28 protein-coding genes and 3 tRNA genes are annotated in these 26,911 nt (G+C 70.5%); 17 read left to right on the forward strand and 14 right to left on the reverse strand.

Annotation, left to right across the window (positions count from 1 at the left end):
• Positions 1–356 precede the first annotated feature (356 nt).
• The 3 genes from ND450_RS34525 to ND450_RS34535 are packed head-to-tail and all read right to left on the reverse strand — an operon-like array spanning position 357 to position 3,062.
• Positions 357–2,540 (reverse strand): cation-translocating P-type ATPase, encoded by a 2,184-nt coding sequence (locus tag ND450_RS34525; protein ID WP_253322474.1) that lies wholly within the window; start codon positions 2,538–2,540, stop codon positions 357–359.
• A complete protein-coding gene (locus ND450_RS34530; RefSeq protein ID WP_089918894.1) occupies positions 2,540–2,746 on the reverse strand; it encodes a heavy-metal-associated domain-containing protein in 207 nt (68 codons plus the stop codon). Before ND450_RS34530 ends, ND450_RS34525 begins: the two co-directional genes overlap by 1 nt.
• A 55-nt stretch (positions 2,747–2,801) precedes the next feature.
• On the reverse strand, positions 2,802–3,062 hold the full coding sequence (locus ND450_RS34535) for a hypothetical protein (protein ID WP_253322475.1): 261 nt from the start codon (positions 3,060–3,062) through the stop codon (positions 2,802–2,804).
• 151 nt (positions 3,063–3,213) lie between these two features.
• Here ND450_RS34535 and ND450_RS34540 point away from each other — a divergent pair, with 151 nt between their 5' ends.
• The 5 genes from ND450_RS34540 to ND450_RS34560 all read left to right on the forward strand — a co-directional run bounded on the left by ND450_RS34540 (position 3,214) and on the right by ND450_RS34560 (position 4,640).
• On the forward strand, positions 3,214–3,459 hold the full coding sequence (locus tag ND450_RS34540) for a hypothetical protein (RefSeq protein WP_089918898.1): 246 nt from the start codon (positions 3,214–3,216) through the stop codon (positions 3,457–3,459).
• A gap of 114 nt (positions 3,460–3,573) precedes the next feature.
• Positions 3,574–4,203, forward strand: a complete 630-nt coding sequence (locus ND450_RS34545; RefSeq protein WP_253322476.1) for a ScbR family autoregulator-binding transcription factor — start codon at positions 3,574–3,576, stop codon at positions 4,201–4,203.
• A 149-nt stretch (positions 4,204–4,352) separates the two neighbouring features.
• A tRNA-Glu gene (locus tag ND450_RS34550) sits at positions 4,353–4,425 on the forward strand.
• 53 nt (positions 4,426–4,478) lie between these two features.
• Positions 4,479–4,552, forward strand: a tRNA-Asp gene (locus ND450_RS34555).
• Between the two features lie 14 nt (positions 4,553–4,566).
• Positions 4,567–4,640, forward strand: a tRNA-Phe gene (locus tag ND450_RS34560).
• Positions 4,641–4,688: 48 nt separating this feature from the next.
• Here the strand turns inward: ND450_RS34560 and ND450_RS34565 are convergent.
• Positions 4,689–5,399, reverse strand: coding sequence for a protein phosphatase 2C domain-containing protein (locus ND450_RS34565; RefSeq protein WP_253322477.1), 711 nt, complete (start codon positions 5,397–5,399; stop codon positions 4,689–4,691).
• Positions 5,400–5,460: 61 nt separating this feature from the next.
• On the opposite strand from ND450_RS34565, the gene ND450_RS34570 reads away from it, so the two are divergent.
• Both ND450_RS34570 and ND450_RS34575 read left to right on the forward strand, forming a co-directional pair.
• Positions 5,461–5,670 carry a helix-turn-helix domain-containing protein gene (locus tag ND450_RS34570; protein ID WP_089918904.1) on the forward strand — a complete coding sequence of 70 codons (210 nt, stop codon included), beginning with the start codon at positions 5,461–5,463 and terminating at the stop codon, positions 5,668–5,670.
• A complete protein-coding gene (locus ND450_RS34575; protein ID WP_253322478.1) occupies positions 5,667–6,194 on the forward strand; it encodes a Clp protease N-terminal domain-containing protein in 528 nt (175 codons plus the stop codon). Before ND450_RS34570 ends, ND450_RS34575 begins: the two co-directional genes overlap by 4 nt.
• Here the strand turns inward: ND450_RS34575 and ND450_RS34580 are convergent.
• A complete protein-coding gene (locus ND450_RS34580) occupies positions 6,145–6,798 on the reverse strand; it encodes a YitT family protein (RefSeq protein ID WP_253322479.1) in 654 nt (217 codons plus the stop codon). The two genes, ND450_RS34575 and ND450_RS34580, sit on opposite strands and share 50 nt — an antisense overlap.
• Before the next feature lie 61 nt (positions 6,799–6,859).
• Here ND450_RS34580 and ND450_RS34585 point away from each other — a divergent pair, with 61 nt between their 5' ends.
• Complete coding sequence (locus ND450_RS34585) at positions 6,860–8,296, forward strand: PLP-dependent aminotransferase family protein (protein WP_253322480.1); 1,437 nt, start codon at positions 6,860–6,862, stop codon at positions 8,294–8,296.
• Positions 8,297–8,593: 297 nt separating this feature from the next.
• On the opposite strand, the gene ND450_RS34590 is transcribed toward ND450_RS34585, so the two are convergent.
• The 5 genes from ND450_RS34590 to ND450_RS34610 form a co-directional block, all read right to left on the reverse strand.
• Entirely contained in the window at positions 8,594–9,412 is an 819-nt protein-coding gene (locus ND450_RS34590; protein WP_253322481.1) for a hypothetical protein, read from the reverse strand.
• An 811-nt stretch (positions 9,413–10,223) separates the two neighbouring features.
• Positions 10,224–12,464 (reverse strand): CHAT domain-containing protein, encoded by a 2,241-nt coding sequence (locus ND450_RS34595; RefSeq protein WP_253322482.1) that lies wholly within the window; start codon positions 12,462–12,464, stop codon positions 10,224–10,226.
• Positions 12,461–12,820, reverse strand: coding sequence for a hypothetical protein (locus ND450_RS34600; protein WP_253322483.1), 360 nt, complete (start codon positions 12,818–12,820; stop codon positions 12,461–12,463). The genes ND450_RS34595 and ND450_RS34600 overlap by 4 nt, the downstream gene beginning before the upstream one ends.
• On the reverse strand, positions 12,817–13,347 hold the full coding sequence (locus ND450_RS34605) for an RNA polymerase sigma factor (protein WP_253322484.1): 531 nt from the start codon (positions 13,345–13,347) through the stop codon (positions 12,817–12,819). Before ND450_RS34605 ends, ND450_RS34600 begins: the two co-directional genes overlap by 4 nt.
• Before the next feature lie 96 nt (positions 13,348–13,443).
• Positions 13,444–14,607, reverse strand: a complete 1,164-nt coding sequence (locus ND450_RS34610; protein ID WP_253322485.1) for a pyridoxal phosphate-dependent aminotransferase — start codon at positions 14,605–14,607, stop codon at positions 13,444–13,446.
• A 269-nt stretch (positions 14,608–14,876) separates the two neighbouring features.
• Between ND450_RS34610 and ND450_RS34615 the strand changes: the two genes are divergently transcribed.
• The gene (locus ND450_RS34615; RefSeq protein WP_245786298.1) at positions 14,877–16,073 is read left to right on the forward strand and encodes a DUF445 domain-containing protein; all 1,197 of its coding nucleotides are present in this window, start codon (positions 14,877–14,879) and stop codon (positions 16,071–16,073) included.
• On the opposite strand, the gene ND450_RS34620 is transcribed toward ND450_RS34615, so the two are convergent.
• A complete protein-coding gene (locus ND450_RS34620) occupies positions 16,046–16,531 on the reverse strand; it encodes a CGNR zinc finger domain-containing protein (protein WP_245786286.1) in 486 nt (161 codons plus the stop codon). The two genes, ND450_RS34615 and ND450_RS34620, sit on opposite strands and share 28 nt — an antisense overlap.
• Before the next feature lie 85 nt (positions 16,532–16,616).
• On the opposite strand from ND450_RS34620, the gene ND450_RS34625 reads away from it, so the two are divergent.
• Genes ND450_RS34625 through ND450_RS34635 form a run of 3 tightly spaced genes read left to right on the forward strand, consistent with a single transcriptional unit; the run spans position 16,617 to position 20,049 of the window.
• Positions 16,617–17,141 carry a PadR family transcriptional regulator gene (locus ND450_RS34625; protein WP_253322486.1) on the forward strand — a complete coding sequence of 175 codons (525 nt, stop codon included), beginning with the start codon at positions 16,617–16,619 and terminating at the stop codon, positions 17,139–17,141.
• Complete coding sequence (locus ND450_RS34630) at positions 17,138–17,815, forward strand: ABC transporter ATP-binding protein (RefSeq protein WP_253322487.1); 678 nt, start codon at positions 17,138–17,140, stop codon at positions 17,813–17,815. The genes ND450_RS34625 and ND450_RS34630 overlap by 4 nt, the downstream gene beginning before the upstream one ends.
• 5 nt (positions 17,816–17,820) lie before the next feature.
• A complete protein-coding gene (locus ND450_RS34635) occupies positions 17,821–20,049 on the forward strand; it encodes an FtsX-like permease family protein (protein WP_253322488.1) in 2,229 nt (742 codons plus the stop codon).
• Here the strand turns inward: ND450_RS34635 and ND450_RS34640 are convergent.
• On the reverse strand, positions 19,985–22,000 hold the full coding sequence (locus tag ND450_RS34640; protein WP_253322489.1) for an NACHT domain-containing NTPase: 2,016 nt from the start codon (positions 21,998–22,000) through the stop codon (positions 19,985–19,987). The two genes, ND450_RS34635 and ND450_RS34640, sit on opposite strands and share 65 nt — an antisense overlap.
• A 72-nt stretch (positions 22,001–22,072) precedes the next feature.
• Positions 22,073–23,140, reverse strand: coding sequence for a methyltransferase domain-containing protein (locus ND450_RS34645; RefSeq protein ID WP_253322490.1), 1,068 nt, complete (start codon positions 23,138–23,140; stop codon positions 22,073–22,075).
• Between the two features lie 117 nt (positions 23,141–23,257).
• Here ND450_RS34645 and ND450_RS34650 point away from each other — a divergent pair, with 117 nt between their 5' ends.
• The 5 genes from ND450_RS34650 to ND450_RS34670 all read left to right on the forward strand — a co-directional run bounded on the left by ND450_RS34650 (position 23,258) and on the right by ND450_RS34670 (position 26,076).
• Positions 23,258–23,635 (forward strand): helix-turn-helix domain-containing protein, encoded by a 378-nt coding sequence (locus tag ND450_RS34650; RefSeq protein ID WP_089918933.1) that lies wholly within the window; start codon positions 23,258–23,260, stop codon positions 23,633–23,635.
• Positions 23,636–23,640: 5 nt separating this feature from the next.
• The gene (locus tag ND450_RS34655; protein ID WP_253322491.1) at positions 23,641–24,300 is read left to right on the forward strand and encodes a hypothetical protein; all 660 of its coding nucleotides are present in this window, start codon (positions 23,641–23,643) and stop codon (positions 24,298–24,300) included.
• A 268-nt stretch (positions 24,301–24,568) separates the two neighbouring features.
• A complete protein-coding gene (locus tag ND450_RS34660; protein ID WP_089919150.1) occupies positions 24,569–24,862 on the forward strand; it encodes a DUF2516 family protein in 294 nt (97 codons plus the stop codon).
• Complete coding sequence (locus ND450_RS34665) at positions 24,859–25,515, forward strand: alpha/beta fold hydrolase (protein ID WP_253322492.1); 657 nt, start codon at positions 24,859–24,861, stop codon at positions 25,513–25,515. Before ND450_RS34660 ends, ND450_RS34665 begins: the two co-directional genes overlap by 4 nt.
• A 9-nt stretch (positions 25,516–25,524) precedes the next feature.
• A complete protein-coding gene (locus tag ND450_RS34670) occupies positions 25,525–26,076 on the forward strand; it encodes a type 1 glutamine amidotransferase domain-containing protein (protein WP_089918941.1) in 552 nt (183 codons plus the stop codon).
• A 27-nt stretch (positions 26,077–26,103) separates the two neighbouring features.
• On the opposite strand, the gene ND450_RS34675 is transcribed toward ND450_RS34670, so the two are convergent.
• Positions 26,104–26,862: a MerR family transcriptional regulator gene (locus tag ND450_RS34675; RefSeq protein WP_253322493.1), complete on the reverse strand. Its 759-nt coding sequence runs from the start codon at positions 26,860–26,862 to the stop codon at positions 26,104–26,106.
• Between the last annotated feature and the right edge of the window lie 49 nt (positions 26,863–26,911).

Raw genomic sequence — 26,911 nt, forward strand, 5'->3', positions numbered from 1 at the left:
GGCGTGATGAGAGCGGCGTGATGGTGACGAGGTGAGCCTCTTGAGGCGGGGCGACCGGCCAACGCCGAAGGCGAGGCGAGCCGGGACACCCGCGCAGGCCGCAGAACCGATGGGGGTCCGGGGGCGTGCCCCCGGCTGGGGGTCTGGGGGGCTCGGCCCCCCAGATGAACACTCCGACTCACGAAGGCGGCGAAGCGCGCAGCGCGAGCAGCCTTCGCGAGAGGGAGGAGGCCCCCGCGCCAGGGGGAGGAACGCGGGGGCCGGAGGGGATCTCCACAGGCGCTGACCGGGGGTGTGTCAGCTTTTGGATTGTTGCACGCGCACGCGCTCGTTGGGGAGTGTTCGCCACGAGATTCTTATGCTGCCGATGGACGGAAACCCCGTAGTCGCAAGCTGTTGGTAACAACGAACACGCTGCTGAAGGCCATCGCGGCCCCCGCGATCATGGGGTTGAGCAACCCGAGCGCCGCGAGCGGGAGTCCAGCGACGTTGTAGGCGAACGCCCAGAAGAGGTTGCCCTTGATCGTGCCCAACGTCTTGCGGGACAACCGAATGGCGTCCGCCGCGACGCGCAGGTCGCCGCGGACGAGGGTGAGGTCGCTCGCCTCGATGGCCACGTCGGTGCCGGTTCCCATGGCCAGCCCCAGATCCGCGGTGGCGAGGGCCGGCGCGTCGTTCACGCCGTCGCCGACCATGGCGACAACTCGGCCCTGTGCCTGGAGATTCCGGATCGCGGCGACTTTCCCGGCGGGCATGACGTCGGCGATGACCTCGGAGATGCCGACCTCGTCCGCCACGGCGGCGGCCACCGCGGCGTTGTCGCCGGTCAGCAGGACCGGGTGGAGGCCGAGTTCCTTGAGTTCTCGGATCGCTTGTGCGGACGTGGGTTTGACGACGTCCGACACGGCAACGATTCCGACAACCTTGTCATCAAAGGAAACCGCGACAACAGTCCGAGTTGTGTGGGCGGCCGTGCCCGCACGAAGTTCCTCGGGGAGCTCTGCGTCGCGCACGCGGCCGACCGCGACGCGTCGGTCTTCGACCAGGCCGCTGACGCCCACGCCGTCGGTGGAGGCGAAGTCCGAAACCGGTGGCACGTCGTCCGCGGCGCGCACGATGGCCGCGCCGATGGGATGTTCGGACGCGTTCTCCACGGCCGCCGCGAACCGCAGCACCTCGTCGCGCGACACGCCGGCGACGGGCACTACGTCGACCACGGTCAGCCGTCCTGAAGTGACGGTGCCGGTCTTGTCGAGCACGACGGTGTCGACCCGCCGCGTCGACTCGAGCACCTCGGGGCCCTTCACGAGGATGCCGAGCTGCGCGCCGCGGCCGGTGCCCACGAGCAACGCCGTGGGGGTGGCGAGTCCCAGGGCACACGGGCAGGCGATCACGAGCACGGCCACGGCCGTCGTCACCGCGAACTCGAGCGGGCGTCCGGCGAGCAGCCAGGCACCGAACGACGCCAGCGCGATCAGCACGACGACCGGGACGAAGACGGACGACACCCGGTCCGCGAGGCGCTGCACCTCCGCCTTGCCCGCCTGGGCCTGCTCGACGAGCCGGGCCATCCGGGCGAGTTGCGTGTCCGCGCCGACCGACGACGCCTCGACGACGAGCCGGCCGCCCGCGTTGACCGTGCCGCCGACGACCGGATCGCCCTCGCCGACCTCGACGGGCACCGATTCTCCGGTGACCATCGAGCGGTCCACGGCCGAACTGCCCTCGACCACTAGGCCGTCCGTGGCGATGCGCTCACCCGGACGGACCACGAACCGCGAACCGACCCTCAGCCGGCCGACGGGCACGCGGGTCTCGACGCCGTCGCGCAGCACCGCCACGTCCTTGGCGCCGAGCGCGAGCAACGCCCGCAGGGCCACGCCCGCACTGCGCTTCGACCGGGCCTCCAGCCAGCGGCCGAGCAGCACGAACACGGTCACGCCGACCGCGACCTCGAGGTAGATGTCGCCGGAGGTGGTGGGGCGCGGCATCAGGCTGAACTCGTGGCGCATGCCGATGACGCCGGCCTCGCCGAAGAACAACGCGTAAAGCGACCACACGTACGAGACCAAGACGCCCATCGACACGAGGGTGTCCATGGTGGTGGTGCCGTGCCGTGCGTTCACGAACGCGGCGCGGTGGAACGGCCAGCCGCACACCAGCACGACCATGCTCGCCAGCACCATGGACACCCACTGCCACGTGGGGAACTGCCAGGCCGGGACCATCGAGAACACGATCACCGGCACGCCGAGCGCGGCGGCCAGCACCACCCTCAGGCCCAGCTCGTCGGCCTCGTCGTCCTCGGGAGCCTCCGGCCGGGGCTCCTCCGCGTCGTAGCCCGCCGCCCGCACGGTCGACACGAGGTCGCCCACCTGCAGGTTGTCCGGGAACTGAACGCTGGCCCTCTCGGTCGCGTAGTTCACGGTGGCGGAGACGCCGTCGAGCTTGTTCAGCTTGCGTTCGATGCGGTTCGCACACGAAGCGCACGTCATGCCGCTGATGCTGAGCTCGACGTGACGAGGCTCGGTCGTGGTCATCAGGCGACCTTGTACCCCGCCTCGGTCACGGCGGCGACGACCTCGTCGCGACCGAGCTCGCGGTCGCTGGTGACGGTCACCGCGCCGGTCTCCAGGACGACGTCGACAGCGGTGACGCCAGCGACCTCGGTCAGCTCCTCGGTGACGGAGCTGACGCAGTGGCCGCAGGTCATGCCGGTGACGGTGTAGGTGGCAGTGACGGACATGAGAGCCCTTTCTCTGTACGGGGCTCCGAGTCTATACCCCCCTGGGGTACGCGATCTACTCAGGACTCTCGGGTTTGGGCTGGTCCAGGTTCTGGAGGTCGCCCTCGATCTTGTTGACCAGGTCGTCGAGGCCCTCGAGCATCTTGTCGAGCTCGGCCAGCCTGGCGCCGAACGAGGACTCGATGTCGGCCTCGATGGTGTTCAGGTCGATGCCGCTGATCGCCCTGAAGATCGCCTCCTGGTCGACGGAGGGAGGTGTCTGGGAGGAGTTTTGGCCCTCTGCTTCGGGGGAAGGCTCCGGCGTGGGGTCGGTCATGGATCCATCATCCCCGGTCGGTTTCCCACGAGGCACGCGCCGCACCTGTACGGAAAGTAACGCTGGGTCGCGGTGGAATCACTCTGCGGGGGGCTGCGGCCGTTGTCCCAGGTCGCTTAGCCTCGCCACACCTCAAGTCGGGGAGGGTGCTATGAGCGGGTCACTGGAAGTGCGGAAGTTCCTGTTCACACAGGACGACGGCATGTCACGGCAGGGCGGGCCCACCGTGCCGGCCCAACGCAACGGAGAGCCCTCGCGGATCTCCGACGACCAGGTCCACCGGGCGAGGCTCGCGGTCGCGCGCAGCGCCCTGGGAACCGAGGACTGCCGGATGCTGCTGGACATGCTCGGTCTGTCACCGGGCGAGGACGGCGGCACTCCTCCGGTCCAGCGGTGAAGCGGAAGCGGCCCTGACTCCAGACGCGCACCCCCCGGAGCGCGTCCGCAGAACAGGGCCGCAGGCCGAAACATACCCACGGGTCTCTTTCGCGGCAACGGCTAACCTTGGCCCATGCCCCAGCAGGACCGGGCGTACGCGACACGCGAGGCGATACTCCACGCCGCGGCGGAGGAGTTCGACCGGCTCGGCTACGAGCGCACGTCGCTGACCGCCGTGCTCGCGCGCGCCGGACTCACCAAGGGCGCCTTCTACTTCCACTTCCCCTCCAAGGAAGCGGTGGCGGACGCACTGGTCGAGCGGCAGAGCGAGCTGTGGACCGGGCTCCGGGAGTCGTGGCGGCTGCGCGGGCTCGACCCGTTGAGCACCCTGCACGGCATGTTCACCGAGTCGGCCGACCGGATCGCCGCCGACGTCGTGCTGCGCGCGGGCGTGCGGCTCAACGCCGACCGCGAGGTCGGGTATCCGGGAGTGCCGAGTTCGCACGTCCTGTGGGAGAAGCTCGTCGCCACCTACGTGGCCGAGGCGGGCGAGCGCGGCCACCTGCGCGCCGGCGCGGATCCCGAAGCCGTGGCGCGGACGTTGTGCAGTGCCGCCCTCGGTTCCCGGTTGATCTCCTCGGCGACGACGGCGTGCACCGACTTCCCGGCACGGATCCGCGAGGTTCTGGCGCACGTGCTGCCCTGCGTCGCGGCTCCGGAGTGGAAGTTGTCTGGATCACAAACCGGGTCTGAAGGCCCGTGAACGGCCCGAAGTGCCCTGAACAGGCATTTGTTGATCTGGCCGATCCGGCCCTGAAGCGGGTTTGAGCAGGTCAGCGCATAAGTAGGACCCCCGTTTTGGAGGTGCGCGGACCTATGGCATATGCTTACGATGCTTCCAGAGACCAGCTAGTCCCCATCATCTAGCGGCCTAGGATCCCGCCCTTTCAAGGCGGTCGCGCGGGTTCGAATCCCGTTGGGGGCACGCAGTAACATGCAGTACAGTTCTTGCAGTACGGTAAGACCAGCAACAAGCAAGGCCCAGTGGCGCAGTTGGTTAGCGCGTCGCCCTGTCACGGCGAAGGTCGCGGGTTCGAGTCCCGTCTGGGTCGCTTTTCTCTCTCATGGCCAGGTAGCTCAGTTGGTACGAGCGACCGCCTGAAAAGCGGTAGGTCGGCGGTTCGACCCCGCCCCTGGCCATCCTTCTTGGAAAGAAGCCCTGCAGCACTCGCTGCGGGGCTTCTTTCGTTATGCGGTGAAGCTGATTCGCGCGATCGCCTGGTCGTCGTGCGTTTTGTAGCGCGGCCAGCGCTCGTGTTCCGAATCACCGCGCTCCGCTTCCCGGATTCGGTCGAGGACTTCACCCAGCGGCATTCGCAACAGGTCCTCCCACGCGAAGAGCCCGTACTCGGAGACCCCGCACGAGACGCCGTCCGTGAGAGCGATCACATTCGTCACCTCGTCGCGCCGCCAGGACGCGGTCAGGGCCTGCTGTCCCGCCACGGGATCGGCCTCCGCGACCCAGTAGCCGCCGGGCTTGTTCTTCCACCGGAGGATGTTCGGGTCTGGCCGCAGGTCCTCGAGCCTCGTGTCCTCGAGCACTTGAGTGGACTGTCCGAACGCGACGACCGGGGTGTCGCACAGGACGAGGGCGTCGATCGTCTCGTCGTTCCAGCGCACGATCGCCGCGGTGGACGAGGGGGAGTCGCCGGGGACCAGGCCGTGCGCCTCGGCGAGGGTGGTGATGGCCCGGGACAGCAGGTCGGTCAGCGGGTCGGTGGTGTTGATCGACCGAGCCAGTTCGTCGGCCAGTTCCGTTGCGTACCAACCGCCGTTGCGGTTCGGAGGTCTGGTTCGCGAGGTCACGCCGTCCAGCACGACGACGGCGTTCGGCAGCACCCTGATCCGGTCCTCGGTGACCCGGCCCGGAGCCCCCTGCTCAGCGGTCTCGATCTTCACGGATCCACCGTACGTGTCAACCTTGGTTGACGAATCCTGATTGTCAACGTAAGTTGACAGCATGACGGAAGCAACGGATCTCGCCACGGCGGCCGGGGACCACGACCCGAAGGTGGGGTTGCGGGCCGTCGGGGCGTTGCGGCGACTGCTGGAACATCTGGAGGCCGCCCAGGTCCGCAGTGCGCGGGCCAAGGGCTGGTCGTGGCAGGACATCGCGGCGGAACTCGGGGTGTCCCGCCAAGCGGTGCACAAGAAGCACGGGGGGCGATGATGATCGCGGAGCGGTTCACCAGGGAGGCCCGTGAGGCGGTCAAGGCCGCCGTGCGGGAGGCGGAGGAGGTCCACGCGGCCGAGGTCGGCGTGGAACACCTGATGCTCGCGTTGCTCGACGCGCCGGTGCTGGCCGGGTTCGACCTGCCGCGCGACGAGTTGGAGACGGCGTTCCGGGACTACCGGCGCAAGGGCGGGCTGACCAAGGCCGACACGGATGCGTTGCGCGGCTTGGGAATCGACGTCGACGCGGTGATCGAGTCGGCCGAGCAGTCGCTCGGCAAGGGCGTGCTGCGGCCCGGCCCGCGCCGGCGGTGGTTCGGCATGCCGCTGGAGGCGGACTTCAAGAAGGTGCTGGAGAACTCGTTGCGCGAGGCGCGCGACCTCGGCCACAACTACCTCGGTGTGGAACACATCCTGCTGGCGTTGTTGCAGGGCAAGGGAATCGTGGCCGAGGTGCTGAACGAGCGGGACGTCACGTACGGGGAGATCCGCAAGCGGGCCGCGAGCGCTCGCGCCACGTGAGCGCGGGCAGGAACAGCTGCGCGAGCGGGCCGATCCCGAGCGCGTAGAGGACCGTGCCGATGCCGACCGTGCCACCGAGCAGCCAGCCGGTGCCGAGCACGATCAGCTCGAGCACGGTCCTCGTCACGCGCAGCGAGACGCCCGTGCGGCGGCAGAACCCGGTCACCAGTCCGTCGCGCGGGCCCGGTCCGAGCCGCGAGCCGACGTACGCGGCGAACGCGACGGCGTTGAGCACGATGCCGAGGGTCAGGAACACGATTCTCGGCAGTAGTCCCTGCGGCGCGGGCAGGATCGCGAGCGTCACGTCGACGGCGACGGCGATGACCACGACGTTCGCGATCGTGCCGATACCGGGCTTCTGCCTCAGCGGGATCCAGGCCAGCAGCACCAGGACGCCGGCGATCGCGGTGATCAGGCCGAAGCTCAGCCCGGTGAGCTTGGTGAGGCCCTCGTGCAGCACGTCCCACGGGTTCAGGCCGAGCGTCGCGCGGATCTGCAACGCCATGCTCGCGCCGTAGAGCCACAGACCTGCGGCGAGCTGCGGGAGGCGACGGGCGGGTGCGATCCGGACGGAGACCTGGTGGAGTGCGGTCATGGAGGCCATGTGGCCATGTTGCGCTCCGATTGGCCTGGTAATCCATAGCCAATTCGTCATAATTGGCCTCATGCTCCCACCAGGTGGACGTATATCGGGCCCCAGGCTCGCCCGGTTGCTCGGCGAATGGCGTCGTGGCGGGCCCCGGCAGTGCGTCGTTGATCTCGTCGCGGCGCTGAAACTGCTGGTCGCGGACGGACGGCTGCCCGTCGGGACCCGGTTGCCGTCCGAGCGCGAGCTCACGGACGCGCTGCCCGTGAGCCGCACCACGATCACCGCGGCACTGGACCTGCTGCGCGCCGAGGGCGTGGTGGAGTCGCGGCGCGGCGCCGGGTCGTGGATCAACGGACCGGTGGGCTCCGGCGGTGGCATCACCGGCGCGGACGACACGCTGATCGACCTGTCCCGGGCCGCGCCGCCCGCGTTGCCGTCCGTGCGGCTGGCCATGGACGTCGCGATGGGCCAGATGCCGGAGCACCTCGCGTCGCACGGGTACGACGAACGGGGTCTTCCGGTGCTGCGGCAACGGATCGCGGACCGCTACACGGCGCGCGGCCTGCCGACGTCCCCCGACCAGATCGTGGTGACGTCCGGTGCGCAGCACGCGTGGGCACTGGTGCTGAGGCTCTTCGTCGGGCCCGGCGACCGGGTGCTGGTGGAGCAGCCGAGCTACCCCAACGCGCTGGAGGCGGTGCGGGCGTCGTTCGGCATCCCGGTGCCCGTGCCGATGCTCGCCGGCGGCTGGGACCTCGACGGTTTCGAGGCCGCGTTGCGCCAGGCGGGACCCCGGTTGGCCTACCTGATCCCGGACTTCCAGAACCCGACCGGACTGCGGATGTCGTCCGAGGCGCGGGAGTCGCTCGCCGCCGTGCTCCGCCGGGCGCGCACGCCGCTGGTCGTCGACGAGACCTTGGTGGAGCTCGCGCTGGACGACTCACCTGCGCCTTTGCCGATGGCCGCGTTCGGCGGGGATTCGGTGGTGACGCTGGGGTCCGCGAGCAAGTCGCACTGGGGCGGCCTGCGGATCGGGTGGATCAGGGCGTCCGCGGAGGTGGTGCACCGGTTGCTGTCGACGCGGGCGGCGATCGACCTCGGCACGCCGGTGTTCGAGCAGCTCGTGCTCGCCGCGTTGCTGGAGTCGCCGGAGAGCGTGCTGCGGCAGCGGCGGGCGGAGGCTCTCGAACAGCGGGACGTGGCGGTCACGGCGTTGCGCGAAAACTGTCCACAGTGGAATTTCTTGGTGCCGGCCGGAGGGCTCGGGGTGTGGTGCGCCCTCGACGGCCCGGTGAGCACGCGCATCGCGGTGGTGGCGCAGAACCACGGCCTGCGGCTCGTCCCCGGTCCTCGCTTCGCGGTGCACGGGGGCTGCGAGCAGATGCTCCGAGTGCCGTACACGCAGTCGCCCGAAGTGCTGCGCGAAGCGATCGGCCGTTTGGGTGTGGTGGCTGCATCCGTTGCAGGAACAGGATTTCCGGCGGACGCCGACCTGTCGCTGCCGGTCGCGTGAGACACGTCGGCCCGGTCTCCCGCAGCGGTGGAGACCGGGCCGACGAACCAACAAACCGGGTGGCCTGCGGCCGGGGAACGTCCCAGGGATTGACGTCCCCCGTCCGCAGGTTTCCCGTGCGGTCCGAGGCTGCGGGGGCAGCGCGGCTCTCGGACCAGACCCGACCTGCCAGGGCGCGGTTGGCAGGTCAGGAAGACTGGGTTCCTTGCGTACAACGGGAAATGTCTTGCGGAGTTACTGGCGCGACGCCACGAGAGGGTCACAAATCGCGCAGAGGGCAGACTTGTCCTGTCGGACTCAGTCGGGTGACGTTGCGGGAAGGCCCGGAATGCTGCCGGGCGCAGTGCCGTCGCGACGCTCCTCGACCGACCACGTGGTGGGCGGGAAGAGCGAGTTGTGCGACGTCAGGACGGCGAGCACGCCGCGCGTGCCGCCGGAGTTGTCGGTGTGGCCGGACGACACGGAGGCCGTCGCGACCGCGGGTGCGGGCTGCGGGGTGGGCAGCGGCGCGTCCGGGCCGGGAGCCGACCAGTTGTAGTCGTTCGCCGGCGCGGGTTCGGTCTTCACGGGAGTGGGCACCGGAAGATCGGGCAAAAGGGGCACGGCCTGCTTGGGCACCACGACGGGCGGTGCGGGCGGCGGCGGCGGAGGGGGCGGGGGTGCCTCGGCCGCGAGCTTCGCGGCGACCTTGGCGGCGCGGATCTGGGCCTTGGCGGCGACGACCTCGGGAGGCGCCTCGTTGGTGACGGAGCCCGAGCGGCTGTTGCCCTGCGAGCCACCGGTGAAGTCGAGGACCGGGCCCTCGTCCGCGGGCTCCTCGTCCGCGGGCTCCTCGTGGGCGGGCTCCTCGGCGGGTCGCGTCACGGCGGGCGGTGGCACGAGCCTCGCCGCCTGGTGCTTCTCGAGGACGGACGCGGTGAACGCCTCCGCCCACCCGGCCGGGTCCTCCCGCAGCTGCGGGGCCTCGGAGGCGGTGGTCTCGGCGGTGATCTCGACGGCAGGGGGCTCTTCCGGGCTGGCGGCCGCGGACGTCCCGCTCAGCAGCCAGGCGGCGGCGGTGAAGCCGCCGAGGGCAGCGGTCCGCAGCAGCAGTGCACGAACTCCACCACTAGCCACAGGATCACCACCCGTCCACCGTTTCAGGCTCACCCTCAACGCACAGCGCCGTCGGAGGTCGACGTAGAGCTATGTCTAGCACCGGAGGGTGACTTCGTGAACCAACTCGGCGTTAAACACCCGGAAGGGCGGTCTTGTGCGGCTGTCCGTGTCCGCCTGATCAGGCACGAACACCCTCAGTGTCGTCATCGGATCGAGTGACATTGCGCTTCGGTCCCGTGTGGACCGTGTCGCGGCGCGGGATGGTGTCCGATGTGGACGCGCCCAAGCAGGTCAACAGCCTCTCTGAGCTGGCCGATCACGCCTCCGCGGCGCTCGGTCCGGTCGTGGTGCACGATCGAGCGGGACCGAACGAGTGCTTGGTCCGTTCGGGGGAACTGATCGTGCTGCCAACGGATGCACCCACTGTGCGCAAGCGCTTGCGCGGCGTCTACTCGCACGAGGAGATCGCCTCCGGCGCCATTCGCATGCACCTGAAATCGTCCGAACGTGAACGGGTCGTGGAGATCGCGGCGGACGTCGGTGCCACTCCCAACCACGTCCACTTCTCGTGCCCGATCATGATCGGCACCTCCCGGCCGGTGGACGGCGAGCGGATCCCCGAGTTGTTGGGCGAGGGCACGGTCGCGTTGCTCGACACTCCTCTCGACGCCCCGCACGGCGAGTTGGTCGCGGGCGTGCTCCGCCACCACGGCGCCTCGGTCCGCCCGTTCCCCGTGCTGTGCGCCGCCGGCTTCGGCGACGACCTGACGCTCGCCGCCGCCCTGCGCGCGACCCGCGACCTGCCGGTGGTGCTGGTGGCCTCGGGCACCTACTCCTTCGACGACCTCTGCCCGCCGGTGCTGGCCTCGTGCGGCGGCAACGTCGTGGCCGCGGCGGGCAACGGCGGTTCCGACCGCCCCTGGTGGCCCGCGGCCCTGCCCGCGGTGACGGCGGTGGGTGCTCCGGCCGGCTTCTCGGGACGTGGCCCGTGGGTGGACGTGGTCGCGTCCGGCGTCGACGTGCCGGCCACCGTCGGCTCCTCGCAGCTCCTCTGCACGGGCACCTCCTTCGCCGCCGCGCTGCACGCCGCCACCCTGGTGCCGGTGCCGTAACAGCTGAACCCGAGGTGGGCGACGGCCCTCGCCGCCTCCGCGGGGTGGTCGATCCGGCGGTGCACCTCGGCCATGGCCTCGCCGACCCGCGCGTCGGGTACCGGCAGGACGCTGGCGATCACGGTCCTGGTGCCGGCGTCGAGGAAGGCCCGGGCGAGCCCGGACTCGCAGGCGGACAGCACGACGACCTCCGGTGGGTTCCCGAGCCGCGCGACGTCGTAGCCGTAGAGCGGGCCGTCACCGAGGTCGAGGTGCGAGAAGAGCGGGTTGCCGGAGTGGACGTGCCCGTGCGCCGCGATGTGCGCGATCTTCGCGCCTTCCATGCCCGCGAGCGTCGCCTCCACAGTGGACTTGACGACCGTGCCGCCGTGTTCTCGTTGGAGTGCGGGGACTTCACTGCGGACGCCCGGTCCGGTCACCCACATCCGGTGACCCCCTCTGGTCGCCGGTCGCCAGTGCCGCAGCGACGGGAGGACGTGGACCCGCTGACCCAGTGCCGCCCACGGCATCTCGTGGAGCACGCCGTCCGGGATCACGACCACCTCTTCGGCGTCGGGGAGGAGACCGGGGACCGGCCGTCCGGCGGCGACCGCCAGTCTCGCCTCCCGCACCAGCCGTGCCGGGTCCTCCACCTCGCCGAGGCTCGCGCGTCCGTTCTCGACCGTCACGGCCCGCATCCGTCCTTTGTGGAAGACGAAGCTGACCAGCGGCAGATCGGGCGTCGCGGGCGAGTCGCCGGAGCGCGGCGCGGAGGCGAGGGTGAGCCGGCGGACGTCCCGTTCCAGCGCCTCGACCGGTAGCCCGTACGCGCGTGCCCGGCGCAGGCGTGCGAGCGCTTGTGCGAGCTCAGGATCGTTGGGAGGCAACGACACCCTGCGGCGGTGCTGCTCCGACCAGTGCAGGACTTCTCGCGCGGTCCGGGCGAGTTCGAGCGCGTGCCCGGTCAGCTCGCGGCGCGGCCAGTCGCCGTGGTGCTCGTCGAGCACCTTGAGCCCGGCCCGGCAGGCCGCCAGCGCGCCGCGACGATCCGACCGGCGGGCCTGCGCGAGCCACCCGAGCGCCCGCGTCTGCGCCGGCCCGCGGAACCGGTGCGCCGCAACGGCGTCGAGCTCTCCGGCGGCGAGCATGAACTCGACGTCGGTGCCGCCCAGCCTCCGCGCGGGCTCGGGATCCCCGTCGCGCAACGCACACCGCGCGCTCAACACGGCCAGCTCGGGCACGTGCCGGTTGCACCGGCGCAGCAACTCCATCGCGGGAGCGAGCACGCGTCGCGCCTCGGTGGTGAGTCCGGCCGCGAGCAACGCCTCGGCCCGGTCCACGAGCGCCTCGGGCCGGCTCGTGGAGTCGAGACCGGCCTTCGCCGCCTCCTCGTACCGGCGGAGTGCGAGCGGCAGGTCGCCGGCGAGCATCGCGACGAACCCTCTGTTGTGCAGCGCCATCGCCGCGCGCCCCGGCTCCCCGATCGCCTGCAGCAGCGTCTGCGCCGAGGCGAAGTCGGCCTCGGCCGCACCCAGCCTGATGGCGCCGCACCGCGCGATCCCGCGCCCGATCAGCGCGTTCGCCAGCCACCGGTCGTCGCCGTACCGGCGCAGCTCTCTAATGACCGCGGTGAGTTCGGCGACGGCCAGCCTGGGCTCGGCCGTCTGGCAGAGGTGCAGCCCGCGCAGGCACCTCGCCCTGGCCAGCTCGCGCCCCCGCAGGTGCGGCGTGGCCGCGTCGAGGTGCCGGAGGCTCTGCCTCCGCCGCCCCCGGTCGAGGTCGATCCACGCGAGCGTGAGGTGGAACCGCGCCTCCCCGGTGAGCCGCAACCCGCGCCGCGCGACCCGTGCGGCGACATCGAGGTGGCCGAGCTCGACGTGGGCGACGCTGAGGTCGTGCAGCGCGTCGGCGCGTTGTGCCTTCGTGCCGCGGACCTCGGTCGTCGCGATGGTTGCCCGGGGATCGGCGCTGGCGCTCATGCGACGAACCAGCCCGTCGTGAGGCCCAGGCCGGGCACGGTCACGCACACCGGTCCGGGCTTGACGGCTGTGCGGAACCAGCCTTCGGGGTCCGGCTGGAGGGTGGTCTTCGACGTCGGCGAGTGGACCTCGACAGGGGTGGTGGTGCCGTCCAGCACGCCGGTGAGGTGGCCGGGGTCGACCTGGAGGTGCAGGCGGCCGGTGCCGACGTGGAACGCGAGCTGCCGGGACGGGCCGCGAAACGGTTCGTCCACAGCCTCCATCGGGGCGAGGCCGGTCGGGCGCGGGGTGGGGACGGACGGCGGGATGTCCGAGCCGAACAGGCAGGCGATCTCGTCGAGCAGCGCGTCCCTCATCGCAGGCCCTCCAGCTTCCGCCGCAGGTCAGCGAGGCAGCGGGTGCGCGTGGAGCCAACGCTCCCCACCTTCATCCCCAGGGCGTCGGCAACCTGTGCATAACTCAGTTCGGGGCTGTGGGCGGCGATCCGCAGGAGTCGCTGACACCGCTCGTTCAAGGTCATGAGCGCGGACCACAGGCGGCGCTGCCGGTCGTTGGTGATCGCGACCTCGTCGGGGGCCGGCAGGACGGAGGCGGGCTCCCACAGGTCGTACGAGACCTCGCGTCCGCGCACGCGCAGCACGGCGATCGACTGCCGCGTGGCGGTACGGACCAGCCACGCTCCGAGGTGCTCGGGTTCTCGGAGCCGGGTGAGCTGTTCGGCCAGGCAGAGCCACGTGCACTGGTAGACGTCGGCGGCGTCGGCCTGGCTCAGCCGGAACGATCTGGGCACCGACCAGACGAGGCGGGAGTAGCGTTCGACGAGGGCGTCCCAGCCGTGCAGGCCGGAACGCCACCCCACGAGAACCTCAGTGTTCGAGTCCATGCCATTTGGAGTCGAACCCCGGGCCCGAGGCTCCACACCTCACCCGAAAGTGGGTTGTCCACAGCTGTGGAGAAACTCATCCACACCTGTGGACAACTACAGTTTGTGGAGGCGCTCCACAGCTTCGTCGATCACGGCGTCCTGCTTGCAGAACGCGAAGCGGATCAGGTGCTTCCACTGCTCGGGCGTGTCCGTGAACACCTGGACCGGCACGGCCGCGACGCCGATCTTGGCGGGCAGGTCGCGGCACAACGCCAGGCCGTCGGTGTAGCCGAGAGGCCGGACGTCGGCGCAGATGAAGTACGTGCCCTCCGACGACCGAACCTCGAACCCGGCCGCACGCAGGCCCTCGGCCAGACGCGCCCGCTTCGAGGCGAGGGAGTCGCGCAGGGACGTGACCCAGTCCAGTTCGGCGGTCAGGGCGTGGGCCACGGCGGGCTGGAACGGCGCACCGCCCACGAAGGTCATGAACTGCTTGGCCGCACGCACGGCTCCGACGAGCTCGGCGGGCCCGCACGCCCAGCCGATCTTCCAGCCCGTGCAGTTGAACGTCTTGCCGGCGCCCGAGATCGACAACGTCCGCGACGCCATCCCCGGCAGCGAGGCCAGCGGGATGTGGACGAGCCCGTCGAACACCAGGTGCTCGTACACCTCGTCGGTGATCGCGAGCAGGTCGTGCTCGACGCACAGGGCCGCGATCGCTTGGAGCTCCTCCAAGCGGAAGACCGTGCCGGTCGGGTTGTGCGGCGAGTTGACGAGGATGGCCCGCGTCCGCGGCGTGACGGCCGCACGCAGGGCGTCCACGTCCAGCGCGAGCCGCCCGGAGGCGTCCTCGCGCAGGCCGACGGTCACGCGCGTCGCCCCGGCCATCGCCACGGAGGCGGCGTACGAGTCGTAGTACGGCTCGATCAGGATGACCTCGTCACCGGCCTCGACCAGCGCCAGCAGCGAGGCGGCGATCGCCTCGGTGGCACCGACCGTCACCAGCACCTCGGTGTCCGGGTCGTACGAGAGCCCGTACCGCGAACGGTGGGCGGCGACGGCGCGGCGCAGCACCGGCATGCCCGGGCCGGGCGGGTACTGGTTCACGCCCGACGCGATGGCCGACTGGGCCGCCGCGAGCATCGACCCCGGCCCGTCGGTGTCGGGGAAGCCCTGACCGAGGTTGACGGCGTCGTGCTGCACGGCCAGCGCCGTCATCTCCGCGAAGATGGTCGACGTGAACGGCTGCAAACGAGGAACTAGCGCTGGTACCCGCACAACGCAGGATCTTCACCTGGATCGCGGGTTGAGGGAAGTCCGCCCCACCGGGATGTGAGAAATCCGCTGTTGTCGACGTGACCCGGCCGTGCGGACAGGTGAAGGAGTCGTTGACGCGGCTCGTTCACGGCAGCCGGCGGTGGGCTGAAGCGAGATGCGCCGGAGAGCTGATCCAGCAAGATCGGCCCTCGAGCCGGAAGTTGACGGACAATGGACGTGTGGAGCAACTGACCGCCGCTGACCAGCAGAAGCGCACAGAACTGCGCAAGATGAAGCTCGTCGCGACGAGCTTCCTGATAGGCGCGACGGTCATCTTCTTCGGCACCCACCTCTTCGAGGGCGCCTGGGTCGGGTACGTCCGGGCCGCCGCGGAGGCCGGCATGGTCGGCGCGCTCGCCGACTGGTTCGCCGTCACGGCGCTGTTCCGGCGCCCCCTCGGCCTGCCGATCCCGCACACCGCGATCATCCCCGAGCGCAAGAACATGTTCGGGCAGACGCTCGGCGACTTCGTCGGCGTCAACTTCCTCAGCCCCGAGGTGGTGCAGGACAAGCTCCGCCGGGCGGGCATCGCGGAGCGCGCCGGGGCGTGGATCAAGCAGCCGGAGAACGCCGAGCGGATCACCACCGAGCTCGCGAACGTGCTGAAGGGCGCGATCACCGTCCTCAAGGACGAGGAGGTCCAGGCCGTCGTCGAGCAGGCGATCGTCAAGCGCGTCACGGAGAAGCCGTGGGGGCCGCCGCTCGGCAAGCTGCTCGAACAGGTGCTGACGGACGGGGCGCACCACAAGCTCGTCGACCTCATGTGCGACCGCGCCTACGAGTGGGTGCGCGACAACTACGACAAGGTCAGCCTCATCGTCACGGACCGGGCGCCCACGTGGTCGCCGAAGTTCGTCGACGCGATGCTCGGCGACAAGGTCTACACCGAGCTGGTCAACTTCGCGTGGGCGGTCAAGACCGACGTCAACCACCCGATGCGGCTCGCGGTCGACCAGTTCATGATCGAGTTCTCGAGCGACATGCAGACCGACCCGACGACCATGCAGAAGGCCGAGCAGGTCAAGCAGCAGGTGATCAACCACCCCGACGTGCAGAAGGTGATCAGCAGCGCCTGGGGCACGGCCAAGAAGATGCTCATCGACGCCGCGGAGGACCCGTCGAGCGAGCTGCGCAAGCGGGTCACGCAGGGGCTGATCACGCTCGGCACCAACCTGACGACCGACGACGAGCTGCGCGCCAAGGTCGACGGCTGGCTGGAGCAGGCCGCCGGGTACGTCGTGAGCAACTACCGCGCGGAGATCACCACGCTGATCACGGACACGGTCGAGCGCTGGGACGCGGAGGAGACCTCGCGCAAGATCGAACTGCAGGTCGGCAGGGACCTGCAGTTCATCCGGATCAACGGGACCGTGGTCGGCGCGCTCGCCGGCCTGGTGATCTACACCGTGGCCAACGTGCTGTTCTGAGCTCTTGTCCTCTTGCGGAACGTGCGCGCCTTCTCGCGGTTGCCGCACACCTGCATCGAGCACCAGGTGCGTGAGCGGTTGCGGGAACGGTCGAAGAACGCGCGTTGGCAATCGTCGGCCGGACAGATCTTGAAGCGTTCCCACGAGCCCAGCACCGCGAGGCGGGCGGACGCGGCGAGCACCGCGCCGAGCGCGTCCGAGCTCGACAGCACCGGGACGCCGTCGGTCAGCTCGATGTGCACGACACCCGCTGCCGTCTGAGGTCCCGAGGAACCCTCGATGGACGACCGCAGTGCCGCACGAGCGGCGCGCGCCTGCGCGATTTCGCTGCTCCGCCCGAGGCCGCGCTCGGCTACCCACGCGCGCCAGGAGGCTTCACTGTCCAGTACGTGTCGAGTGTTCAGGAAGTCGAGCAGCAGTTCGACGTCGTGATCCCAGCCGACAGTCAGACCAGTCACCCCACCACTGTAGGCGTCACGGCGGTCGCCGTCAGGCCGTCCGAGGAATACACTCGGTGTATACATGGTGTGTATAGTGGTGCTCATGTCGATCGGACACGCACTGTTGGGGCTGCTGGAAGGCGGTCCAAGGCACGGGTACGACCTGAAGCGCGCCTATGACGAGCGTTTCGGGCAGGACCGGCCGTTGCACTACGGACAGGTGTATTCGACCCTGTCGAGGTTGCTGAAGAACGGCCTCGTGAGCGAGGCGGGCGTCGAGGCGGGGGACGGTCCGGAGCGCAAGCGGTACGCGATCACGGACGCCGGGGTCACCGACGTGGAACGCTGGCTCGGCACGCCGGAGAAGCCCGAGCCGTACCTGCAGAACACGCTCTACGCGAAGGTCGTGCTGGCCCTGCTGTCCGGCCGCAGCGCGACCGAGGTGCTCGACACCCAGCGCGCGGCGCACCTCGCGACGATGCGCGGCCTCACCAAGCGCAAGCTGGACGGAGACCTCGCCGACCAGCTGATCTGCGACTTCGCCCTGTTCCACCTCGAAGCCGACCTGCGGTGGCTCGAGCTGACCGCGGCACGCCTGGACACACTCGCCGAGGAGGTGGCCCGATGACGACGCTCCTGTCCGCCGAGGGCCTGCACAAGTCGTTCGGGAAGACGAGCGCGCTGGACGGCGCCGGCATCGCGATCCGCGAGGGCGAGGTCGTCGCCATCATGGGCCCGTCCGGGTCCGGCAAGTCGACCCTGCTGCACTGCCTCGCGGGCATCCTCCCGCCGGACTCGGGCACGGTCACCTACCGCGGCCAGGACCTGACCGCGATGAGGGACAACGCCCGCAGCGAGCTGCGCAGGTCCGAGTTCGGGTTCGTCTTCCAGTTCGGCCAGCTCGTGCCGGAGCTGACGTGCCTGGAGAACGTGGCTCTCCCGCTGCGGCTCAGCGGCATGAAGCGCAAGGACGCCGAACGCGCCTCCCGCGACTGGATGGCGAGGCTCGAGGTCGACACCGTCGCGGACCAGCGTCCCGGCGAGACCTCCGGCGGCCAGGGCCAGCGCGTCGCGGTCGCCCGTGCGCTGGTCACGGCGCCGAAGGTGGTCTTCGCTGACGAACCGACGGGTGCGCTCGACTCGCTGAACGGCGAACGGGTCATGCACCTGCTCACGACCGCGGCCAGGGAGACCGGCGCGGCCGTCGTCCTCGTGACGCACGAGGCGCGGGTCGCCGCCTACTCCGACCGCGAGGTCGTGGTGCGCGACGGCCGTTCGCGGGACGTGGAGTTCGTCAGGTGAGGCGCGTGCTGAGCGATCTCGCCCTGGGCGTCCGGCTGGCTGTCGGGGGCAGCCGGAAGTCCTGGGTGAGGCGCGCACTCCAAGGGGCCGGCATCGGCATGTGCGTGGCGGTGCTGCTGCTCGCCGCGTCCATCCCGACCGCCTTCGGCAACCGCGACCTGCGCGACGACGCCCGCGAGGTCGTGGAGGAGGGCACCGGGCCCGCGCCGCTGCTGGTGGAGAACGGATCGGTCGCGTTCCGGTCCGACTACGTCCGGGGCGAGTACGTGCGGGCGCTCGTGCCGGACGCGCCCAAGCCACCCGGCGTCGACCGCCTGCCGGGCGACGGCGAGATCATCGTGTCGCCGCACCTCGCCGATCTGCTGGCGAGCCCCGAGGGCGCACTGCTGCGGCCGAAATTCCCGCAGAAGGTGATCGGCACGTTCGCCCCGGAGGGCATGGACGGGCCGCTCGACCTGCGGTTCCTCGCGGGGGACGCGACGATCCAGCCGAACGACGGCAACCAGGCCCACGGGTTCGGCAGGGAGGGCAGCGGCGGCGGGCTGCCGACGGTCCTGCTGATGCTGAGCATCGTCGGCGCGGTCGTGCTGCTGTTCCCCGTGCTGGTCTTCGTGAGCGTCGCGACCAGGCTGGCGGCGGCTCAGCGCGACCGCCGCCTGGCCGCCCTGCGGCTGGTCGGAGCGGGTGCGTCCCGGGTGAGGCTGATCGCCTCCGGGGAGGCGCTGGCGGGCGCGGTGGTGGGACTCCTCATCGGGTTCGGGCTGATGTTCGCCATCAGGCCGCTCGCCGACGACATCCCGCTGCCCGAGGTCGCGACGTTCCCGAGCGACCTCACCCCGACTCTGCCGCTGACGCTCGTCGTGATCGTCTCCGTGCCGGTCCTGGCGGTGCTGACCTCGGTGTTCGCCATGCGGCGGACGATCGTCGAACCGCTCGGCGTCGTGCGCGAGCAGAAGCCGGTCCGGCGCAGGCTGTGGTGGCGGGTCATCCCCGCGCTGGGCGGCGTGGCACTGCTGGGGAGCCAGTTCGGCAAGTTCGCGAACGGCAGCAAGGCCGAGTCGTGGCCGGTGGTCGGCGGTGTCGTCCTGCTCATGTTCGCGGTGCCCGCGTTGCTGCCGTGGCTCGTCGAACGGGTCGTCCACCAGGTGCGCGGCGCCACGCCCGCGTTGCAACTGGCCGTGCGCCGGTTGCAGCTCGACGCGGGCACGGCGGCGCGGGTCGTCGGCGGGGTGGCGGTGGTGCTCGCGGGCACCGTGACGCTGCAGATGACCCTCGCGAGCGTCGAGAACGAGGTGAGGGCCGAGGACCAGCGGGAGAGGGACAACCCCTCCCTTTCCATCACGGTGAACGAGACCACCCCGCTGCCGGAGTTGCCGGGCGTGCTGGCCGGGACGCCGGGTGTCCGTGGGGTGGAAAGCCTCCGGCGCACGTACGGGATGACGCAGGACAACGACCACACCACCGTTTCGGTGGGAACGTGCGCCGCACTCGAACTGGTGGTGCGCATCGCGGACTGCGCGGACGGCGAGGTCTACCTCGTGGCTTCCGGCAACGGCGTCGGCGACCCGAAGGCCGGTGACACCCTCACCTTCGCGAAGACCGGTGGGACGTGGACGGTGCCCGAGGTGGAGCGCGCGAACGGCAACCTCTTCGGCCTCTACGCCACCCCGGCCGCCGCCGCGGGCCTCGACCTGACCGGCTCGCACACCGAACTCCAGGCGGAGGTGGACACCTCGCGGCCGGACGTCGTGGAGCACGTGCGCAACGCCCTCGCGCCCTACTCGTGGCGGGTGCACACGATCTTCTACGGCGAGGACAGCACCTCCGAGATCGAGCAGGTGTTCCTCGCGGTGCGCAGGGCGCTCTACGCGGCCGCGTTGCTCACGTTGCTGCTCGCGGGCGCGTCACTGCTGGTCGTGGGCATGGAGCAGGTGCGGGAACGACGGCGTCCGCTCGCCTCGATGGCGGCCAGCGGCGTGCCGCGCCGCACGCTCGCGTTGTCGCTGGTGTGGCAGAACGGGATCCCGCTGGTGATCTCGACGGTCGTGTCGGTCGGCACCGGGATCCTGCTCGGCGTGCTCGTGACGAAGGCGTTCGACGCCGAGGTCCACTACGACTGGACGGGCATCGGCGTCGTCACCGGCATCTCGGTGGGGCTGGTCGTGCTGGTCACTGCTCTGACGTTGCCCTCGCTGAGAAGGGCGACCGGAGCACTTGGCCTGCGGACCGAGTAGTGACCTCGTGCTCTGCCAGGCGGTCCTGCACCAGCCCGTGCCGGAACTGGTAGCAGGCCCCCGCCCGGCAGAGCACGCCGAGCTTGCGCGCGTCCTCCAGGAACACCATCAGCTCCCACGGCAGCTTTCCGCGCAGCGCCAGCCAGATCCGCGCGACGGTGAACCACCACCAGCGCAGGTGCAGCACCGCGAGCGCGAAGCCGAGCATCAGGCCGGACGCGAGTCCCAGCCCGACCATCCCGGTCTGGCCTGGACCGAACACCAGCGCGGCCGCCGAGCCGAACACCACGGCCAGCACGAGAGAACCCGTCCACACGGCGATCCGGTCGCGCGCCATCGTCCACTGAGGACTGGAGGCCTGGGAGAGCTCGGCCGCGCTCGACAGCGCGAACCGCAGCGCGATCGCCACGGCGAGCCCGAGGCCGACCACGAGACCCGCGGAAAGTCCGTACAGGGCACCGAAGACGAGCCCGGCGGCGAGGCCGAGCACACCGGGCACCAGCAGCAGGCTGCGCCAGATCCCCAGCCGTGGCTTGGTCTTGCGCTCCTGCGACGCGGTGAGCGCGGCCGCGCCGACACCGATGCCCGCGACCAGTCCGGTGATCGGCGCCAGCTTCGGCGTGATCGAGTACGCCATCAGCCAGCCGACACCGAAGCCGCCGATGGCGCCCAGCACCAGCGCGCCGAGCACCGCGAGCCACGTGCTGCCGACCGACCGGCGCAGCTCCCACCAGGCCAGTTCGCGGATGCCCCGGTCGCGCATCTCGTGGGCCAGGAACTCGAGCCACTTGCGTGCCCTGTCCCGCGGCCAGACCTGCGAGGCCTTGGCGTGGTGCGCGAACGCCCTGTTGCCGAACGCCCGCGACACCAGTTCGTCGCAGAGGTGGTCGGAGATCGCCCGCGCGTCCGGGAAGCGGCCGCGGTCGAGCAGCTCGGTCGGTTCGGCCTCGCTGTCCGCGTAGACCATGCTGGCCAGCCACATCGTCAGCGGCGTGGAGAGCGCGTCCGCGAGCCTGCCGTCCGGTTCCTCGCGCAGCTGGATGAACACCGGCTCCCAGCGGGCCGCGCCCCAGCTGTCGGCGCTCGCCCGCAGGTAGGCGGCGACCTCGTCCAGGTCGAGCGGGGTCAGCTCGACGACGTCCGCGCCCGGCAGCGGCCCGGCGAGGTGGACGGCCTGCGCGAACTCGTCGGTGCGGCAGGTCAGCACCAGCGGCCGGTTCCCGAACGCCTTCGTGATCCGGGTGAGGGCGTCCGCGCGCTGGTGGGCGGGGATGTCGTCCAGCCCGTCGAGGATCGGCAGGACCAGGTGCTGCTCGACCAGCAGATCGCCGGCGTAGCTGCCGTACAGCTCGGTGTTGCGCAGCGCCGGGTGGTCCTCGTACAGCCTGCGCGTGAGCCACGTGCGGACGTCTTCGACCGCCGGGTTCCACGTCGACAGCGGCAGCAGCACCGGGACCATGCCGCCGTCGTAGCGGTCCAGCAGGCCGCACGTCAGCAGCATCGCGACCGTCGACTTGCCGCTGCCCGCCTCGCCGATGACCACCAGGCGGTGGTGGAGCTGCCGTTCGAACGCGCCCACCACGGCGTCGCTGCGTCCGGGCGGCGCGTCCGGCTCGTCGCTCACGTCCAGCTCGGGCGCGACCCAGTGCAGGTCGAGCACGTCCGGGTCGGTGAGGCCGCGGGAGCGGACCTCCTCGTTCCACTGCGCCTGCAGACCGACGGCGAGCGCGCGGCACGCCGCGTCGAGGTGCTCGTCGCTGCTCAGTTCGGCGTTGTGCCTGCGGCGGACCCACGGGTCGAGCAGTGCCAGCAAGCCCAGGAACGCCAGCGCGAGCACGACCAGCCACAGGTGCGGGTTGATGCCGTGGTCGGTGACGAACAGCCCGGCCGCGGTGAGCAGCGCGGTCAGCACGCAGCCGGTCAGCAACGCCTGCTGACGGAATCTGGACATGCGACGAATCATGACGCACCGCATCCGCCCGGGGTCGATTCAGTGACCCGTGTCGTGACGTTCAGTTGTTGATCACAGATGCCAGCTCAGGTCGCCCAGCGTCAGGTGCTGGCCGTCCCGGCGGACCGAGACGCCGAACTGGCCGCGGCGCGGTTCGCCCAGCTCACGCCACTCGGCGAGCGCGGCCTCGGCCACGTCCCAGAGCCGGCGCGGGCCGCCCTGGTCGACGTGCGAGCCGCGGTGGTGCACCCAGGACCCGTCCGAATGGGCCAACCGGCCGGGCCCCGCGACCACGCCCGGCAGCGCCGTGCCCGCGAAGAACTCGAACGGGCTCGCCGGGTCGAGCACCGTGGTGAACGGCACGGTGGTGCTGCGCCGCTCGAACTCACCTGTCCCGGCGAGCGCCGGTGGGTGGGCGTGCGCGCGCAACGGCATGAAGCGCCCATCTGCGGCGAGCACGCGGCCGTCGCCGGTGCCGTCGCCGTTCGACGTGATCAGCACCAGCCCGGCGCCGATGGGCCGGTGCAACGTCGTCACCACCAGACCGCCCGGCCGGGTCTGCTCCAGCCAGGCGGGCGGGATGGTCGCGACGGAGCAGGTGGCCAGCAAGCGGTCGTACGGCGCGCGCGCCGGATGGCCGAGCGCGCCGTCCCCCGTCACGCAGGTGGGGAAGAAGCCGTTGTCGTGCAGGCGTTCCCGTGCGCGGGCGGAGATGCCGGGGTCGACGTCGATCGTGGTCACGTTGCCCGAACCCGAGGCCTGGCACAGAAGTGCGGCGTTGTAGCCGGTACCGGTGCCCACCTCGAGGATCGACTGTCCGGAGTGGACCTCCAACGCCTCCAGCATGATCGCCATGATCGTGGGCATGCTCGACGAACACGTCGGTGTGCCCCCGGTCACCGTGTCGTCGCCGTCGAACTGGGTAACCCACACCCGGTCGGCGTAGACCAGTTCCAGCCATCCGGGGTCGTCCGCGGTGACGCGTTCCCAGTCGCCGCTCGACAGCTGCCGGTAGAGGTGCGGCAGGAACCCGTGCCGGGGGACCGAGCGAAAAGCCTTGTGCCACTGGGAATCGCGCAGCACTCCAGTGCCGAGCAGGTGGTCCGCCAGCTCGGCGCGCAGGGCTGCGGCATCGTCCATGTCACCCCCACGGTATCGCTGTGGCGGAGCCCACGCAGCGATTGCTAGCAGGGTGCTTGCAACTGCTAGCACTCGTCGCTAACGTGGTCGGTGGCACGAGGAACGGGAGCGGGAACAGTGGACAAGTCCATCGACAAAGCAGTCGCGGACCTCGGCCGCAACATCGGTGAGTACATCCGCGAGCAACGCAACTCCGCCAAGATCTCCTTGCGGGAACTGGCGAAGCAGGCGGGTGTGTCGAACCCCTACCTCAGCCAGATCGAGCGGGGACTGCGCAAGCCCAGTGCGGAGATCCTGCAGCAGATCGCCAAGGGGCTGCGCATCTCGGCCGAAGTGCTCTACGTCGAGGCCGGGATCCTCCAGCAGCGCGAAGGCGGTGCGTTGGCGGACGCCATCGTCGCCGCGACCGATCTGACCGAGCGGCAGAAGCAGGTGCTGCTCGACGTCTACGAATCTTTCAGGCGGGAGAACGCCGCCAAACAACAGGAGGACTGATCTCCATGCCGAAGCTGACCCAGGACGACGTTCGCAAGGGTGCCGAGCAGGCCGCCCACGCCGCCCGCCAGACGCTGCTCGCCGCGCTCGGTGCCGGTGACCTCGCCGCCAAGGCCGTGGTCGAGGCGCTGGGCAAGGCCAAGGAGCGCGCCGACGAGGCCCGCAGCCAGGCCGTCGACATCCCGAACGAGCTCAAGGACCTGCGCGAGAAGCTGCAGCCGGCCGAGCTGAAGAAGCTCGTCGACGCCTACACCGCCTCCGCTGTGAACCTGTACACCTACCTCGCCGACCAGGGCGAGCAGACGCTGGAGCAGATCAAGGCCCAGCCGCAGGTCAAGCAGGCCGTGGAGCAGGTCGAGCAGGCCGTCGAGGCCGCGCAGAAGCGCGCCGAGTCCGCCGCCGCCGACGCCAAGGTCCTCGCGGACGACGTGCTCGGCAAGGTGACCCGCCGCACCCGTTCGGTCGGCGAGAAGGTCGCCCTCGAGGTCGAGGACGCGGCCGAGAAGCTGGCCGAGGAGATCGTCGAGGTCGGTGGCGAGGCCGCGCACGAGGTGCGCAGCACCGCCCGCAAGACCGCGAACCGCACCGCGCCGCGCAAGCCGGCGACCACGACCCGCAGCACCACCACCGCTGCGAAGAAGACCACGCCGAACACCACCAAGTGAGTCGCTGAGGTCTGCTGGGGTCGGTGTCGAGGTCCGGTCCGCGACAGCCGGGCCCAGCGCGGCCCCTGGCGGCACGGCCGGACGACCCACGTACAACACCGGTACGCGGGCCATCCGGCCGCACCACCAGGAACCACCCCGGGCGCGGCTCTCATCGCACCGGACCTCGACACAGACCCCTGAGAGGGGAGTGGCCCGAACAGGGCCGCTCCCCTCTTCGCGTACCGGCACGTAGGCTGGCCCTGTGTTCTACCTGCCGGTCATCAGCATCTGGAACCTCGACGGCATCGTCTACTTCCTTGCCGACGTGGGGTTCAGCATCTTCGGCCTGTTCGCGTTCTTCCACGTCCTGAGCCAGCGGGTCGACGCGTTCACCGCGATCGAGCGCATGACCAAGCCCGCCTGGCTGGGGATCACCGGCGGTGGCGCCGCGGCCCTGCTGCTGTTCAGGCCCGGCGACGTCGGCGCGATCTTCTGGCTGGCCGGCCTCGTCGCGGTGCTCGTCTACATGGTGGACGTGCGCCCGAAGCTGATCGAGGTCCAGCGCGGCCCGCGTTGGTGATCACCCACTCGTACGGCTCCGGCGCACCGGTCACGCTCGTCGCCCACGGCCTCGGAGCCACGCCCGGCGAGGCGCGCATCCCGGCCTCCGGGCTGCCCGGCACCCGTGTGGTGGTGACGCTGCCGTCGCACGGTGACGCCCCGGACGCGCCGGCCGGGTACTGGGACTACGGGCGGATCGCGGCCGACCTGGGCACCGTCGAGGCCGATCACGCGGTCGGCGTGTCGCTGGGCGCGGGTGCGCTGGTCCGGCTGCTGTCGCAGGAGCCCGACCGCTTCCGGCGCGTCGCCCTGCTGCTGCCCGCGGTGCTGGACCGGCCCCGGCAGCCGTTCACGCTCCAGATGCTCTCCGACCTGACCACCGGGCCGCCGATCTACGTGGCCGAACGACGGGCCGCGCTGAAGCGCCTGGAGGCCGCCGCCGAGCAGTTGCCGGGTCAGGTGGCCGTTCCCGACGCGTCGTCGTTGGCGGCGGTGTCGGCTCCGGTGCTGGTCATCGCGGCCACCGGTGACCCGCTGCACCCCGAGGACGTGGCGAAGGAGACGGCGGCCGCGTTCCCGAACGGCGAGCTGTGGCTGATCGACTCGCCGTCACCGATGATCACCCATCGGAGCGAGATCAGGCACAGGTTGGTCTCCTTCTTCGCCGGGTAGCCGAAGTGCATGGCTGAACAGAAGAAGATCGCGTTCCTGGTGGCGGAAGAGGGCATCGAACAGGTCGAGCTGACGGACCCGTGGGCCCACGTCGAGAAGGCCGGCGGTGTGCCGCGCCTGCTCGCGCCGAAGCTCGGTGAGGTCCGCGGCTTCCACCACCTCACGCCCGCCGACGCTTTCCCCGTCGACACGACCTTCGCCGACGCCAGCGCGGACGACTACGACGGCGCGGTGATCCCCGGCGGTGTCGCCAACAGCGACTTCCTGCGCATGGACAAGGACGCCGTGGAGCTGGTCAAGGCCCTCGTGGCCGCCGGCAAGCCGATCGCGGCGATCTGCCACGGACCGTGGCTGCTCGTCGAGTCCGACGTTGTGCGCGGCAAGATGGTCACCTCGTTCCCGAGCCTGCAAACCGACCTGCGCAACGCGGGCGCCGACTGGGCGGACCAGGAGGTCAGGGTCTGCGACATGAACGGGTGGACGCTCGTGACCTCCCGCAACCCCGACGACCTGCCGGCGTTCAACCGGGAGGCGTTGAAGGTGTTCGGGCTGTCCGAGTAGCCGGGATCTGCAGCTCCCGGCACTCATTTACAGGCGCGTCACGGCGTAGTGCGCCATGGCGTCACGCAGCCACTCGGCCATGTTGCCGCCGTCCTCGACCTCGAAGTTGACCCGGAACTCGTCCGAGTCGACGTAGAGGTCGCCGAGACCCTGGTAGGCCTCCCGGTTCGGCGTCCAGCTCAGGCAGATCCAGCGGTAGTGGCGGTCGACGAGCTCCTGCGTCTCGGGAGCGTCGATCGCCGTGCGCGCCATGTACAACGCGCCGAGCTCCGCGGCGATGTCGCGCCACTCGGCCATGAACCGGTCCGCGTCGGCACGCGTCCAGCCCTTCATCTTCTCCTTGCTGTGGGCGATGTGCTCGCGCGCACCGTCGCCATAGCGTTCGACGAGCTCGGCCTCGTGGCGCTCCTGCTTCTTCGCGTCGAAGCCGTCGAACAGTTCTTCCATCTTCATCTCGTCCCCTCCTTCCAGTTCCGCGATCGTCCGCGCGACGGTGTTGGCGAGCCGGTCCAGCCGTTGCCGTTCCGATTGCAGCCACCGGTGGTGGTCGCGCAGGACGGTCAGCTGGTCCGTGCCGTTCAACATCTGCGCCACCACGTCGAGGCCCAGGCCGAGGTCGCGCAGCAGCAGGATCTGCTGCAGGCGGTGGACCTGCTCCTTCTCGTAGTAGCGGTAACCGTTGTCGCCGATCCAGGCCGGCGGCAGCAGCCCGATCGAGTCGTAGTGCCGCAGCGTCCTGGACGTCACCTTCGACATCCGGGCCACCTGGGCGATCGACCAGGCCATTCCGGTTCCCCCTTCGCGCTCTGGAACTGAAGGTAGGGGTTGACGTTGC

This window comes from Lentzea sp. HUAS12 (assembly GCF_024125735.1).
Classification (GTDB): domain Bacteria; phylum Actinomycetota; class Actinomycetes; order Mycobacteriales; family Pseudonocardiaceae; genus Lentzea; species Lentzea albida.